The sequence below is a fragment of the Pseudomonas sp. H1h genome (genome assembly GCF_000633255.1).
Lineage (GTDB): Bacteria > Pseudomonadota > Gammaproteobacteria > Pseudomonadales > Pseudomonadaceae > Aquipseudomonas.
The window spans coordinates 279,464-293,796 of sequence record NZ_AYMJ01000031.1 but is presented as its reverse complement, the minus strand read 5'-3'; the positions used below and the strand labels follow the sequence as shown (position 1 = coordinate 293,796).

Sequence of the window (14,333 nt, the reverse complement as noted above, 5' to 3'; positions counted from 1 at the left end):
GCCAAAGCGAGCGCTGCGCGGACAGATCAGACAGATTCAGACGAGCCATCCTGGCTCGCTTCAAATAACGCCATGGCCTCGACATGCGCCGTCTGAGGAAACATATCGAGAATCCCGGCACGTTTTAACCGGTAGCCCTGCTTGATCAATTCGACCGTATCGCGCGCCAGAGTTGCAGGGTTGCACGACACATACACCAACCGCTCGGCACCCAGGGTCGCGAGCTTGCGCACCACCTCGAAAGCACCGTCACGCGGTGGGTCCAAGAGTACCGCAGAAAAGCCGTTTCCGATCCACTGGGCATCGGTCAAAGGCTGGGATAAATCGGCTTGAAAAAACTTTGTGTTATGCAAATTGTTGCTAGCGGCGTTCGCGGCGGCGCGGTCGACCATGGTCTGCACGCCTTCCACCGCCACCACTTCGCGCACGCTTCTGGCCAGCGGCAAGGCGAAATTGCCCAGACCGCAGAACAGGTCCAGCACGCGCTCGTCGCCGCGTGGTTTCAGCCAGTCCAGCGCCTGCGCCACCATCGCCTCGTTGACTCCGGCGTTGACCTGGATAAAGTCTCCCGGCCGCCAGGCCAGGTCCAGATCCCACTGTTCCAGACGATAGCCCAGCGACTGGGTGGCATCGACCGGTTGCGGCTCGCCCTCACCATGCAGCCACAACTGCGCTTCATGGAACTGGCAGAATTCCTTGAGAATCGTCAGATCCGCTTCGGACAACGGCGCCATGTGCCGCAGCAGCACGGCTAGCGATGAACCACTGAACAACTCGACATGCCCCAATGCTTGCGGCTTGCTCAAACGACGGAGCATCTGTGGCAAACGGGTCATGATCGGTTGCAAGGGCTGTACCAGCACCGGGCACTCGCTGATCGCGACGATGTCCTGGCTGCCGGCGGCGCGAAAACCGACTTCGAGTTGCTTCGCCTTCATGTCCCAACGCACGGCTATCCGCGCGCGACGACGATAGCCGAACTCCGGGCCACTCAATGGCGCGGCCCATTCTTCAGGCGCGACGCCGGCGACTTTCGACAACTGCTCGGCGAGCATGCGCTGTTTCAGGGCAAGCTGTTCGTCGTGGGGCAAGTGTTGAACACTGCAACCGCCGCAGCGGCCGGCGTGCTGACAAGCGGCCGGACGGCGCAATTCGCTGGCCTTGAACACGCGTTCGGTACGCGCTTCGACCACTTTGCCGTGGGCGCCAAGCACCCGCGCTTCGACTTCTTCACCCGCCAGGGCGCCAAGAACGAACCAGGTGCGGCCTTCGAAAAACGCGATACCCCGACCGTCATTGGCCAGGCGCTCGATAGTCAATCGCTGTTTTTTGCCGGTCGGAATTTGCGGGGCCTTGCTGCCACCGGTGGGCTGAAAGCGCAGGCCTCTCTCGTGCTTGGCCATCAGTTGGGCGCGTCGAAAATGCCGGTCGACAGGTAACGGTCGCCACGGTCACAGATGATCGCGACGATCACCGCGTTTTCAACTTCTTTGGACAGGCGCAGCATCGCTGCCACCGCACCACCCGAGGACACGCCACAGAAGATGCCTTCTTCGCGGGCCAGACGCCGGGTGACGTCCTCGGCTTCGCTTTGCGCCATGTCGACGATGCGGTCGACACGATCAGCCTGGTAGATCTTCGGCAGGTATTCCTGCGGCCAGCGACGGATGCCGGGAATGGCCGAGCCTTCCATCGGTTGCAGACCCACGATCTGCACGCTGTCGCTCTGCTCTTTGAGGTAGCGCGAGACGCCCATGATGGTCCCGGTGGTGCCCATCGAGCTGACGAAATGGGTAATGGTGCCCTGAGTCTGGCGCCAGATTTCCGGGCCGGTGGTGGTGTAGTGGGCTTCAGGATTATCGCCATTGGCGAACTGGTCCAGCACTTTGCCACGACCCTCGGCTTCCATCCGCTGAGCGAGATCGCGAGCGCCTTCCATGCCCTCTTCCTGGCTGACCAGGATCAGCTCGGCGCCATAGGCAGTCATGGCGGCCTTGCGCTCGGCGCTGGAGTTGTCCGGCATGATCAGGATCATTTTGTAACCCTTGATCGCAGCGGCCATGGCCAGTGCAATGCCGGTGTTGCCCGAGGTCGCCTCGATCAGCGTGTCGCCGACGTGGATCTGCCCGCGCAGTTCGGCACGGGTGATCATCGACAGCGCCGGACGGTCCTTGACCGAACCCGCCGGGTTGTTCCCTTCGAGCTTGAGCAATAGGGTGTTGCTGGTGGCACCGGGCAGGCGCTGCAAACGCACCAGCGGAGTGTTGCCGACGCAATCGGCGATGGTTGGGTACTGCAGGGTCATGGCGTATTCGCAATCCAGACGTGCGGGGGCGCCTATCATACCGGCAAACCCGCGCAGGCCATATCACGCAAAGTGCGGTGCTTATGGTTTATGGGAATAAGCAGAGTCCAGCGGTGAATCGAAGGGCCTCTTCGCGAGCAAGCCCGCTCCCACAGGGGGCCGGGGCCTTCACACAATCTGCGGACGACACGCATCCACTGTAGGAGCGGGCTTGCTCGCGAAGGCGTCAGTGCCGACAACACTGCTATCTCACAGGGGGCCGCGGCCTTCACGCAATCTGCGGACGACACGCATCCACTGTGGGAGCGGGCTTGCTCGCGAAGGCGTCAGTGCCGACAACACTGCTATCTCACAGGGGGCCGGGGCCTTCACACAATCTGCGGACGACACGCATCCACTGTGGGAGCGGGCTTGCTCGCGAAGGCGTCAGTGCCGACAACACTGCTATCTCACAGGGGGCCGCGGCCTTCACGCAATCTGCGGACGACACGCATCCACTGTGGGAGCGGGCTTGCTCGCGAAGGCGTCAGAGCTGATGACACTGGTATCAGCCACCAGCCGCAGATTCAGACGCAACCCGGATCCGGCATTCTGCGCCCACAACATCCCGCCCTGCCTCTGCACCGCGTTCCTCGCAATGCTCAACCCCAGACCAAACCCGCCATCCCCCGGGCGCGAGCCGTCAAGGCGGGTGAAGGGCGAGAAGATCCGCTGCAGATCACCCTCGGCCACGCCACCGCCCTGATCCTCCAGCCACAAATGCCAGTAGTCACCCTCACGCCGCCCCTCCAGCCGGACGATGCCGCCCTCCGGCGAATGACGAATGGCATTGCGCAGAATGTTCTCCAGCGCCTGCGCCAAAGTGTTGAGGTGGCCGCGCACCCAGCACGACGACGGCACCGCGCACTGCAATTGCAGGCTCGGCCAGCCGCTTTCGTAACAGGCGTTGTCGGTGAGCATCTCCCACAGCGCCTGAATCTGGATCGCTTCGTCAGGCAGGGGCGCACGTTCGGTGTCGAGCCAGGCCAATTGCAGGGTGTCCTCGACCAGCCGCTGCATGCCATCGACTTCACGGCCAATGCGTTCGCGCAGTTGCAGCAGATCCTGTTCGCTCTCGCTGGCCACCCGCAGCCGGCTCAGCGGCGTGCGCAGTTCATGGGACAAGTCGCGCAGCAACTGCTGTTGCAGGGTGACGGTGGATTGCAGGCGTTCGGACATCGAGTCGAAGGCCCGCGCCAGTTCGCCGAGCTCGTCCGGGCGCTGGGTGATGCCGCTCGACAGGCGCACATTCAATTGATCGGCGCGCCAGGCGTTGGCCTGCTCGCGCAAGTTGTTCAGCGGCACCACCAGCAAGCGGTACAGGCCGATACACAGCAACAAGGTGAACAGCCCGGGAATCACCCCGTTGGTGATCACCCGCCAGAACACCCGGTACTTCCCCGGCAGGAAACGCTCGGGCAACTCGATCACCAGACTGCCGGCGGACGGGTCCTTGGGAAACGGCACGCGCAGCCACGGCCGCCCCTGTTTGTGGATCGGCCAATCGAGCCCGCGCAAGAAGGTCAGGTGCTGGATTTCCTGTTCATTCAGCGGATCGCTGCTCAACGACTGCAGATTGCGGTCGATCACCCCGACCCAGCCCGCCTCGCGCAACTCCATGCTCTGCAACCAGTTATCGATTGCGTCACGCTCGCCGCGCTGCCACGCCCCTTCCGCCTCGGCGGCATATCGGCTCAGCGTGCCGCGAGCCTCGTCGGAGAGGAACTGGTTGCGCTCCTCCATGTAACGGCCCCAGGACCAGCTCAACCAGATCATCAGCAGACAGAACGCCACCAGCAGACACGCCAGTTTCCAGAACAGCGAATGCCGCCCCGGCAGATCAGAGACTTTCATCGGACGCACTCAGCACATAGCCCTTGCCCCACACCGTACGCACTTCCCGCTCGGTGTAGCCGATGGCCTTGAGTTTGCGGCGGATCTGGCTGATGTGCATGTCGAGGCTGCGGTCGTGGGCCGCATAGCCGCGCTGCAACACATGCTGATAGAGGAAAGCCTTGCTCAGCACCTCTTCATCGTTGCGATTGAGGGTTTCCAGCAACCGGTATTCGCTGCGGGTCAGGCCGGCTGCCTGTTCGTTATGGAAGACTTCGCACTGTTCATCGTCGAAACGCAGCGCGCCGCTGACCGTGGCTGGCGCAATGGCTGCCGGGCGCCGATCGAGTGCCACCCGCCGCAAGATCGCCTCGATCCGCACATGCAGCTCGGCCATGCTGAACGGCTTGGGCAGGTAATCGTCGGCCCCCAGACGAAAACCGCTGATGCGATCGGCCTCGGCGCCCAGGGCCGACATCAGCAGCACCGGCGTGGAATGGCTCTGGCGCAATTGTGTGAGCACCTTCAAACCATCGAGTCCCGGCAGCAGAATGTCCATCAGCACCACATCGAACGGCTGGTGGCGGGCGATGTTCAGGCCGTCCTGACCGTTCTGGCACCAGGTCACCGCAAAGCCGCTGCGGCCCAGATGTTCGTGGACATAGGCACCGAGCACCGGATCGTCTTCGATGGAAAGAATGCGTGGCTGGCCAGTGGAAACAGGAGTCATGAGTATCTGCAAGTAATTCTCAGTTGAGAGTGATTATTCAAGATTGCCGGCCATCGGGCAACCCAAGCTTGACCGGCCGGACAAACGCGCCTGTCTCGGGCCGACCGATGCCGAGATGATTTTTCCGAAGATTGCCTGCCTGCAAATCGCTACACTGCGCCCATGCCGCGTGCCGGACGCACGTGCGAGTCAACAGTTCAGCGGGATGCAGGAGATGGGTGTGCTCAAGAAACTGGGAATCAAAGGTCGCGTATTGTTGCTGACCCTGTTGCCAACCAGCCTGATGGCGTTGGTGCTCGGTGGCTATTTCACCTGGATGCAACAGTCCGACCTGCAGACCCAACTGATGCAGCGCGGCGAGATGATCGCCGAACAACTGGCCCCGCTGGTCGCGCCCGCCATGGGTCACGGCAACACCGATCTGCTGGAACGCATCGCCACGCAGTCCCTCGAGCAGCCCGACGTGCGCGCCGTCACCTTCCTCGCCCCCGACCGCACACCGCTGGCGCACGCCGGCCCGACCATGCTCAATCAGGCGCCCAGCGGTGACAGTGCACAACTGCAACGGCGCAGTGGCAATGACGCCACGCGTTACCTGATGCCGGTGTTCGGCAAGCATCGCAACCTTGCCGGCGACCTGATCCCGGAAGAATCCGAGCGCCTGCTCGGCTGGGTCGAACTGGAGTTGTCGCACAACAGCATGCTGTTGCGCGGTTACCGCAGCCTGTTTGCCAGCCTGCTGCTGATTGCCGCTGGCCTTGCCGGCGCAGCCCTGCTCGCGTTGCGCATGGGCCGCACCATCAACCGCCCGCTGAGCCAGATCAAACACGCGGTCGCCCAGCTCAAGGACGGTCATCTGGAAACCCGTCTGCCGCCGCTCGGCAGTCAGGAGCTGGACGAGCTGGCCTCGGGCATCAACCGCATGGCCGGGACCCTGCAGAATGCTCGCGAAGAGCTGCAGCACAGCGTCGATCAGGCCACCGAAGACGTGCGCCAGAACCTGGAAACCATCGAGATCCAGAACATCGAACTGGACCTGGCGCGCAAAGAGGCGCTGGAGGCAAGCCGGATCAAATCCGAGTTCCTCGCCAACATGAGCCACGAGATCCGCACGCCGCTCAACGGCATTCTCGGTTTCACTCATCTGTTGCAGAAAAGCGAACTGACCCCGCGCCAGCTCGACTATCTGGGCACCATCGAAAAGTCCGCCGACAGCCTGCTCGGGATCATCAACGAGATCCTCGATTTCTCGAAGATCGAGGCCGGCAAACTGGTGCTCGACCATATTCCGTTCAACTTGCGTGACCTGTTGCAGGACACCCTGACGATTCTTGCGCCGGCAGCCCACGCCAAACAGCTTGAACTGGTCAGTCTGGTGTACCGCGACACGCCGCTGTCGCTGGTCGGCGATCCGCTGCGCCTGAAGCAGATCCTTACCAACCTGGTCAGCAACGCAATCAAGTTCACTCGCGAAGGCACCATCGTCGCCCGCGCCATGCTCGAAGAAGAGCATGAAGACAGCGTGCAACTGCGCATCAGCATTCAGGACACCGGCATCGGCCTGTCGAGTCAGGACGTGCGCGCGTTGTTCCAGGCCTTCAGCCAGGCCGACAACTCGTTGTCGCGCCAGCCCGGTGGCACCGGCCTTGGCCTGGTGATTTCCAAGCGCCTGATCGAACAGATGGGCGGCGAAATCGGCGTCGACAGCACCCCGGGTGAAGGCTCGGAATTCTGGATCAGCCTGAGCCTGCCAAAAACCCGCGACGACACCGACGATCTTCCCGCCCCGCCGCTGCTCGGGCGCCGGGTGGCAGTGCTGGAAAATCACGAACTGGCGCGTCAGGCCCTGCAGCATCAACTGGAAGACTGTGGCCTCGACGTCACGCCATTCAACACCCTGGAAAGCTTGACCAATGGCGTCACCGGCGCTCATCAGACCGATCAGGCGATCGACCTCGCCGTGCTCGGCATCACCAGCAACGACATGCTCCCGGAGCGCCTGAACCAGCACATCTGGGATCTCGAACACCTGGGATGCAAAGTGCTGGTGCTGTGCCCGACCACCGAGCAGACGCTGTTCCACCTGTCGGTGCCCAACCCGCACAGTCAACTGCAGGCCAAGCCGGCCTGCACGCGCAAACTGCGCCGGGCGCTGGCGGATCTGGCCAACCCGCGCCAGCCGCGCAACGAACCGGGCGAACCGCTGTCGAGCCGTGCGCCGAAAGTGCTGTGCGTCGACGATAACCCGGCCAACCTGTTGCTGGTGCAGACCCTGCTCGAAGACATGGGGGCCAAAGTGCTCGCCGTCGAAAGCGGTTACGCCGCCGTCAAAGCCGTGCAAACCGAATCCTTTGATCTGGTGCTGATGGACGTGCAGATGCCGGGCATGGACGGGCGTCAGACCACTGAAACCATCCGCCAGTGGGAAAGCGAACGGCATTGCACGCCGCTGCCGATCGTCGCCCTCACTGCCCATGCCATGGCCAACGAGAAGCGCGCCTTGCTGCAAAGCGGCATGGACGATTACCTGACCAAACCCATCAGCGAGCGGCAACTGGCGCAAGTGGTGCTGAAGTGGACCGGTCTGGCCTTGCGCAATCAAGGACCGGAGCGGGTCAGCGACAGTGCAGCAGGCAGCCACGAACTGCCGGTGCTCGACCACGAGGAAGGCCTGCGCCTGGCCGCTGGCAAGGCCGATCTGGCCGCAGACATGCTGGCGATGCTGCTCGCTTCTCTGGAAGCCGACCGTGAAGCGATTCGCGCCGCCAGCGAAGCCCGTGACCAGAACGCGCTGATCGAACGCGTGCATCGCCTGCACGGTGCAACCCGGTATTGCGGCGTACCGCAGTTGCGCGCGGCCTGTCAGCGCAGTGAAACCCTGCTCAAACAGGGCGACCCCAAAGCCGTGGCGGCGCTGGAAGAACTGGAGCGGGCGATCAATCGCCTCGCGGCGCAAGCCAGGATCAGCGCCTGATCCACGGCAATGTCGCCCGCGCTATCACACGCTAAAGTGAGAGCGAGTCAACGCTGACTCGCCACCCCGCTCCAGGAGGAATGCATGCGCACGATCGTTTTCAGCAGCCAGACCTACGACCGCGACAGTTTCCTCGCTGCTGACTGCCCGGCCGGTATCGAGCTGCAGTTTCAGCCGGCCCGGCTCAGTCTCGACACGGCAGCCCTGGCCGAGCAGCACGCCGTGGTCTGCGCCTTTATCAATGATGACCTCAGTGCACCGGTGTTGGAGCGCCTGGCTGCCGGCGGCACACGGCTGATCGCCCTGCGCTCGGCGGGCTACAACCATGTCGATCTGGTCGCGGCGAAACGCCTCGGGCTGGCCGTGGTGCGGGTGCCGGCCTACTCGCCGCATGCGGTGGCCGAACATGCCGTGGCGCTGATTCTGGCGCTCAACCGGCGCCTGCACCGCGCCTACAACCGCACCCGCGAAGGTGATTTCAGCCTGCATGGCCTGACCGGTTTCGATCTGGTGGGCAAGACCGTCGGGATTGTCGGCACCGGGCAGATCGGCGCCACGTTCGCGAAAATCATGCACGGTTTCGGTTGTGAGTTGCTGGCCTATGACCCGTACCCCAACTCTGAGGTTGTGGCATTGGGCGCGCGTTATCTGAGCCTGCCGGAACTGCTGGCGCAGTCGCGGATCATCAGCCTGCACTGCCCGCTCAACGCGCAGAGCAAACACCTGATCAACCGCGAGTCACTGGCGCACCTGCAACCCGGAGCGATGCTGATCAACACCGGGCGCGGCGGCCTGGTCGACACACCCGCGCTGATCGACGCCTTGAAGGACGGCCAACTGGGCTATCTGGGACTGGATGTCTATGAAGAAGAGGCGCAGCTGTTTTTCGAGGATCGCTCCGACCTGCCGTTGCAGGACGATGTGCTGGCGCGGTTGCTGACGTTTCCGAACGTGATCATCACCGCGCATCAGGCGTTTCTGACCCATGAAGCTCTGGGCGCGATTGCCGAGACCACTCTGCACAACATCGCGACCTGGGCCGCAGGCGCGCCGCAGAACCAGGTCGAAGGCTGAAGGCTTGTCGACTATTTGGGCGACAGCGACGAGGCCAGGATCAGCAGCGCCAGCCAGCCAAAGCCGAAAAAGCGCTGCTTCATCGAGTGACCGTTACGCAGCAGGAACCAGACAAAGACCATCGGCAGCAGAAACACCATGATCTTCAACCAGCCTTCCACCGGACGCGAACCGTCGGCGTTGGCCTGAAGTTGAGGGACTGGTGCTGATTCCGATTGCCGACGGCGGCGACCGACCGCAGCGGGTGTCGCTCTCGGCGCGGGCTCGGGGGCTGGCGGCGGGACAAACGCCTCGGGCACGGATTTATTGCGCGGCAGGCTGCCAAATGAAATGGTCGCTGTTGCGGCGGCTGCCGCTGTTTGCGCCGGAGTGCGCTCGTGCTGCTGCGCCCTCGGAGCACCACAATGAATGCACGCCTTCGCTTCAGAGCTGATACTCCGCTTGCATTCATAACATTCGATCAGCGCCATGTTCCGTTCCCTCAGAGTGAAGGGCGGCAGTTTGCCATGAGCGTCAACCAATTTGAACCGGATCGAAGGTCGCACGCGTACGCCATCCTGCAATCAAGCCCGTGCTAGCATGTCGCGCATATTTGGAGGACCCATGGTCGAACACGATTTCCGCTACACCCTGATGAACCCGCAACACACCCTCACCGAATGCCGCGCCCTCGTACCGGGCCGCTATCAGGTCACCGGCAATGGTGGCTCGATCCGCAACGGTGACGTCCTGTTGGTCACCCTCAAAGGCAGCAAGGACTTGTCCATGCGCCTGACCGTCGACACCGTGCGCCACCTGATCAATCCGCCGGGTCAATGGACCGCGATGACCACCGGCCCGGTATTCGGCGAACTGGCGATCCACACCTGGCAGGTCAACTGCGACAGCTGCGCCAAAGAGCTGAACTTCGAGTTCGCGGTCGACGCCAAGCTGGGCAAGACCGCCGAGAAACCGGCCGCCACCGCGCGCATCGCCGAGCTGGGCTGGAAAGCCGTCGGCGACAAGCACCTCTGCCCGAAATGCCAGGAGCCTGCGTGATGAAACGCCTTGCCCTGCCCTTGCTGGTCGGTGCCGCTCTGGTGGGCTGTGCCGCAGAGCCTGTGCAATTGCAGCAGAACCGCAGCTACATTCTGGAATGGATTGGCGAGCGGCCATTGATGGATTACAGCCATCTGACCGTGACCCTCGGCGACGATGGCCGCGCGTATGGCAACGGCGGCTGCAACCACTGGTTCGCGCCGTACACCCTCGATGGCGACAAGCTGAGCTTCGGCCCGATCGGCAAGACCCGCAAACTCTGCGCGCCAGCGCTGATGGAGCAGGAACAACGCTTCCTGCAGGCCCTGCAAGGTGTCGAGCGCTGGGACATCTCGCCGATCGAACAGATGCGCTTCTGGCCGGCTGAAGGCAAGCCGTTGCGCTGGTGGCTGGAAGAGGGTTAATCCTCAGCTGCCGAGACTACCCTGTGGCGAGGGGATTTATCCCCTCACCACAAAACCTCACGTGTTCTACTTGGCAGCCTGCAACGCCTCCAGCTTGGCCAAAACTCCCGCCGCCGTCTGTTCCCCCATCAACTGCTCACGCACCTTGCCCTTGTTGTCGATGATGTAAGTCACCGGCAAGGCCTCGCTGCGCGGCAGGTCGAACAGGTCCGCCGGATCCTGCGCCAGCACGGTGAACTTGATGCCCAGCTTCTCGCTGGCAGACTTCAGATCCTCGCCTTGCACGTTGTCGAAGTTGACCCCGAACACGCCGATGTTCTTGCCCTTCAACTCGTCTGCCAAATGATTGAGTTCGGGAATTTCCGTGCGGCACGGGCCGCACCATTCGGCCCAGTAATTGAGCACGACCCATTGCTTGTCCAGACGTTCTGACGCCACCTTCTGTCCATTCTGGTCTGTGCCGTAGTCGTTCCCGCAGCCCCCCAGCATCAACGCCCCGATCATCGTCAATGCCGCTGCCAATCGCCGTGTCATGTCGTGTTCCCTGGTCAAAAATTGAATGCGCCTGCGACCCATCGCCTCTGAAGGTTCTGGATTGCGCGCTGCACAGTTAGAATAGCCGCCACTTTACGCCAGAAGCGACCCGCCATGACCGATCTGACGCTTTATCACAATCCGCGCTGCTCGAAATCCCGCGGTGCGCTGGAACTTCTTGAGGCCCGTGGCCTGGCCCCGAACGTGGTGCGCTACCTGGAAACCCCGCTGGACGCTGCGCAAATCAAGGCCTTGCTCGGCAAGCTGAACATCAGCGCGCGGCAACTGCTGCGCACTGGAGAAGATGAATACAAAATGCTACAGCTGGCCGACGCCAGCCTCAGCGAGGCGCAATTGATCGCCGCCATCGCCGCGCACCCGAAACTGATGGAACGGCCGATTCTCGAAGTCGGCGACAAGGCCGTGATCGGCCGTCCGCCGGAGCAGATTCTGGAGTTGCTGCCGTGAGCGCGCCGTACATTCTGGTGCTGTATTACAGCCGCAGCGGCTCGACCAACGAGATGGCCCGGCAGATTGCCCGCGGCGTCGAACAGGCCGGCCTCGAAGCACGCCTGCGTACCGTGCCGGCGATTTCCACCGAGTGTGAAGCGGTGGCCCCGGACATCCCCGAGGAAGGCGCGCTCTACGCTACCCTCGATGACCTGAAGAACTGTGCCGGCCTCGCCCTTGGCAGCCCGACCCGCTTCGGCAACATGGCCGCCCCGCTCAAGTACTTCCTCGACGGCACCAGCAACCTGTGGCTGACCGGCGCCCTGGTCGGCAAACCGGCCGGCGTGTTCACCTCCACTGCCAGCCTGCACGGCGGCCAGGAAACCACCCTGCTGTCGATGATGCTGCCGCTGTTGCACCACGGCATGCTGATCACCGGCCTGCCGTACAGTGAGTCGGCGCTGCTGGAAACCCAGGGCGGTGGCACGCCGTATGGCGCCAGCCATCATGCCGGGGCTGACGGTAAAAGCGGCCTGGATGCCCACGAGGTGGCGCTGTGTCGCGCACTGGGTCTGCGTCTGGCCAAGACCGCGCAAAAACTGGAGGGCTGAGGGGTGGCGAAGAAGCCGAAAATCCTGCCCTCCATCGAGTGGCTCGAACCCCGCGTCAAGGCGATGCGGCTCATCAGCCTGCTGTGCTTCTTCGGCCTCGCCGGGCTGCTTGCCGCTTACTATCTGGTGTTCGCCGACCTGCACGGCGCGCGGCCGTGGGTGATATTGCTGGTCGAACTGATCCCGTGGATCGTCCTTGCGCCCGCGATGATCATGGGCAGCGCACGTGGGCATTCGTGGATGTGCTTTGTGGTGAATCTGTATTTCATCAAGGGCGCGTTGGCGGCCTATGACCCGAGCCGACAGCTGTTCGGGGTGCTGGAGATGGTCGCGAGCCTGGCGCTGTTCTGCTCGGCGCTGCTGTATGTGCGGTGGCGGTATCAGTTGAATCGCAAGTTGGCTGGCGAAGGCGAAATCAGCGTCGCCTGAGCGGACGCCTTCGCGAGCAAGCTCGCTCCCACAGGGGAATGCACTCCAAAATGTGGGAGCGAGCCTGCTCGCGAATGGGACAATGCGGTATCAATGGTTGACGGTGTAGGCCAGCATCATCGAAATCTGGCTCATCGGCCGTCCGCCACTCTCTTCATGCCACTGGTTGAACGCATTCTGCACAATCGCCAGATCACGCAAACTGGTCGGCACCTTGTCGACGATCTTCTGCGCATTCAGCGCCGCGACCACGTCATAACTCGGCACGAACGTGTCCTTGCCCACCATGCGCAGGAAGCGCGGCGCGGACAAGCCACCCAGTTGATGACCGTGCTTTTTCAGGTAAGTCCACAGACCGACGATATCGGTCACCGACCAGTCGGCGATCAACGCACCAAAACTACCCTTCTCTTTCTCGACATCGAGGATGAACTGCGCATTGCGTGGCACGCTCTTGAGCTTGCCCAGGTGACGGATGATCCGCGCGTCCTGCATCAGGCGCTCGAGATGCTCGGCGCTCATCAGCACGACTTTTTCCGGGTCGAACCTGAAGAACACTTCTTCGAAGGCCGGCCACTTGGCGTCCACCAGACTGTGCTTGAGCCCGGCGCGGAATACGCGCAGGGCCATGGTCGAGAGGTAGCGGTCGTCGCTGATCTTGCGCAATTGCGCCGGGGTCTTGGGAACGGGCAGATGGGCTTCCAGTTCAGCCGCCGAACCGAAGCGGTTCAGACAGTATTCGTGCAGCCACTTGTAATCGCGCATGCCCTCTCCTGTTGAATGAAACAAAGAACCCTATGTGGGAGCGAGCCTGCTCGCGAAGTGGGAGTATCAGTCAACACATCAGTTGAATGACGCACCGCTTTCGCGAGCAGGCTCGCTCCCACATTTGAAGGTGTTTACAAGTTAACGACGTTAACGAAGCGCGAAGCCGCCGTCTCGTCAATCTTCAGGCTGGTGAAGTCGAACAGATTGCGGTCGGCCAGTTGCGACGGCACCACGTTCTGCAGGCTGCGGAAGATGCTTTCGGTGCGACCCGGGGTCTTGCGATCCCAGTCCTGGAGCATTTCCTTGACCACCTGACGCTGCAGGTTTTCCTGCGAACCGCAGAGGTTGCACGGGATGATCGGGAATTCCTTGAGGTCCGAGTAGGCCTGGATGTCTTTCTCGTTGCAGTAGGCCAGCGGACGGATCACCACGTTGCGCCCGTCATCGGCGCGCAGTTTCGGCGGCATCGCCTTGAGGGTGCCGTTGAAGAACATGTTGAGGAAGAACGTCTCGACGATGTCATCGCGATGGTGACCCAGGGCCATTTTGGTCGCGCCGATTTCGTCGGCGAAGGTGTACAGCGTGCCGCGACGCAGGCGCGAGCACAGCGAGCAGGTGGTCTTGCCTTCCGGGATCAGTTCCTTGACCACCGAATAGGTGTCCTTCTCGACGATGTGGTACTCGACGCCCAGCTCTTTCAGGTAGGCCGGCAGCACGTGCTCGGGGAAGCCCGGCTGCTTCTGGTCCATGTTCACGGCGACGATCTCGAATTTGATCGGCGCAACCTTCTGCAGGTGCAGCAGCACGTCGAGCATGGTGTAGCTGTCCTTGCCCCCGGACAGGCAGACCATGACCTTGTCGCCGTCTTCAATCATGTTGAAATCGGCGACCGCTTCGCCGGCCAGGCGGCGCAGGCGCTTTTGCAGTTTGTTCTGGTTGACCGTAAGAGTGCCCATGACGCGAAATCCGTGAGGTGTGACGAAAGGCCGGCATTTTACGCAAAAACGCCGTGGGGGCGAAGGGCCGCGGTCGCATTGGCTGTCTGCCGCTGTTGCGAGGGAGCCCTAGTAATCCTGCACCACATGATCGCAAGAGCCTGCGGCGATTAAGCCCTGTGTTTACAGCGCGATTTGCTCTAAGCCCC

The 14,333-nt window shown here is 62.4% G+C and carries 15 protein-coding genes; 7 read left to right on the top strand and 8 right to left on the bottom strand.

The window, feature by feature from the left end; translation table 11 throughout:
* Positions 1-26: 26 nt before the first annotated feature.
* The 4 genes from rlmD to U862_RS0125280 form a co-directional block, all read right to left on the bottom strand.
* Entirely contained in the window at positions 27-1,403 is a 1,377-nt protein-coding gene (rlmD, locus tag U862_RS0125295) for a 23S rRNA (uracil(1939)-C(5))-methyltransferase RlmD (RefSeq protein ID WP_025112959.1), read from the bottom strand.
* The gene (cysM, locus tag U862_RS0125290) at positions 1,403-2,305 is read right to left on the bottom strand and encodes a cysteine synthase CysM (protein WP_025112958.1); all 903 of its coding nucleotides are present in this window, start codon (positions 2,303-2,305) and stop codon (positions 1,403-1,405) included. The genes rlmD and cysM overlap by 1 nt, the downstream gene beginning before the upstream one ends.
* A gap of 468 nt (positions 2,306-2,773) precedes the next feature.
* Complete coding sequence (locus tag U862_RS0125285; RefSeq protein ID WP_025112957.1) at positions 2,774-4,198, bottom strand: sensor histidine kinase; 1,425 nt, start codon at positions 4,196-4,198, stop codon at positions 2,774-2,776.
* Positions 4,185-4,907, bottom strand: coding sequence for a response regulator transcription factor (locus tag U862_RS0125280; protein ID WP_025112956.1), 723 nt, complete (start codon positions 4,905-4,907; stop codon positions 4,185-4,187). Before U862_RS0125280 ends, U862_RS0125285 begins: the two co-directional genes overlap by 14 nt.
* 220 nt (positions 4,908-5,127) lie before the next feature.
* On the opposite strand from U862_RS0125280, the gene U862_RS0125275 reads away from it, so the two are divergent.
* On the top strand, positions 5,128-7,881 hold the full coding sequence (locus U862_RS0125275; RefSeq protein WP_025112955.1) for a response regulator: 2,754 nt from the start codon (positions 5,128-5,130) through the stop codon (positions 7,879-7,881).
* An 84-nt stretch (positions 7,882-7,965) separates the two neighbouring features.
* The gene (locus tag U862_RS0125270) at positions 7,966-8,955 is read left to right on the top strand and encodes a 2-hydroxyacid dehydrogenase (RefSeq protein WP_025112954.1); all 990 of its coding nucleotides are present in this window, start codon (positions 7,966-7,968) and stop codon (positions 8,953-8,955) included.
* An 11-nt stretch (positions 8,956-8,966) separates the two neighbouring features.
* Here U862_RS0125270 and U862_RS0125265 read toward each other — a convergent pair whose 3' ends face one another.
* Positions 8,967-9,425, bottom strand: a complete 459-nt coding sequence (locus U862_RS0125265; RefSeq protein ID WP_025112953.1) for a hypothetical protein — start codon at positions 9,423-9,425, stop codon at positions 8,967-8,969.
* Positions 9,426-9,558: 133 nt separating this feature from the next.
* On the opposite strand from U862_RS0125265, the gene U862_RS0125260 reads away from it, so the two are divergent.
* Positions 9,559-9,993, top strand: coding sequence for a hypothetical protein (locus U862_RS0125260; RefSeq protein WP_025112952.1), 435 nt, complete (start codon positions 9,559-9,561; stop codon positions 9,991-9,993).
* Positions 9,993-10,397, top strand: a complete 405-nt coding sequence (locus tag U862_RS0125255; protein ID WP_007968709.1) for an META domain-containing protein — start codon at positions 9,993-9,995, stop codon at positions 10,395-10,397. The genes U862_RS0125260 and U862_RS0125255 overlap by 1 nt, the downstream gene beginning before the upstream one ends.
* Positions 10,398-10,463: 66 nt before the next feature.
* Here the strand turns inward: U862_RS0125255 and U862_RS0125250 are convergent, their stop codons facing one another.
* Positions 10,464-10,931 carry a TlpA disulfide reductase family protein gene (locus U862_RS0125250; protein ID WP_025112951.1) on the bottom strand — a complete coding sequence of 156 codons (468 nt, stop codon included), beginning with the start codon at positions 10,929-10,931 and terminating at the stop codon, positions 10,464-10,466.
* Between the two features lie 114 nt (positions 10,932-11,045).
* On the opposite strand from U862_RS0125250, the gene arsC reads away from it, so the two are divergent.
* The 3 genes from arsC to U862_RS0125235 are packed head-to-tail and all read left to right on the top strand — an operon-like array spanning position 11,046 to position 12,421.
* Positions 11,046-11,399, top strand: coding sequence for an arsenate reductase (glutaredoxin) (gene arsC / locus U862_RS0125245; RefSeq protein ID WP_025112950.1), 354 nt, complete (start codon positions 11,046-11,048; stop codon positions 11,397-11,399).
* The gene (gene wrbA, locus U862_RS0125240) at positions 11,396-11,992 is read left to right on the top strand and encodes an NAD(P)H:quinone oxidoreductase (protein WP_025112949.1); all 597 of its coding nucleotides are present in this window, start codon (positions 11,396-11,398) and stop codon (positions 11,990-11,992) included. The genes arsC and wrbA overlap by 4 nt, the downstream gene beginning before the upstream one ends.
* Before the next feature lie 3 nt (positions 11,993-11,995).
* A complete protein-coding gene (locus tag U862_RS0125235; protein WP_025112948.1) occupies positions 11,996-12,421 on the top strand; it encodes a DUF2069 domain-containing protein in 426 nt (141 codons plus the stop codon).
* A gap of 90 nt (positions 12,422-12,511) precedes the next feature.
* Here the strand turns inward: U862_RS0125235 and U862_RS0125230 are convergent, their stop codons facing one another.
* Together U862_RS0125230 and ttcA are read right to left on the bottom strand one after the other, a co-directional pair.
* Positions 12,512-13,186, bottom strand: a complete 675-nt coding sequence (locus tag U862_RS0125230; RefSeq protein WP_025112947.1) for a DNA-3-methyladenine glycosylase I — start codon at positions 13,184-13,186, stop codon at positions 12,512-12,514.
* Positions 13,187-13,320: 134 nt separating this feature from the next.
* Positions 13,321-14,145, bottom strand: coding sequence for a tRNA 2-thiocytidine(32) synthetase TtcA (gene ttcA, locus U862_RS0125225; protein WP_025112946.1), 825 nt, complete (start codon positions 14,143-14,145; stop codon positions 13,321-13,323).
* Between the last annotated feature and the right edge of the window lie 188 nt (positions 14,146-14,333).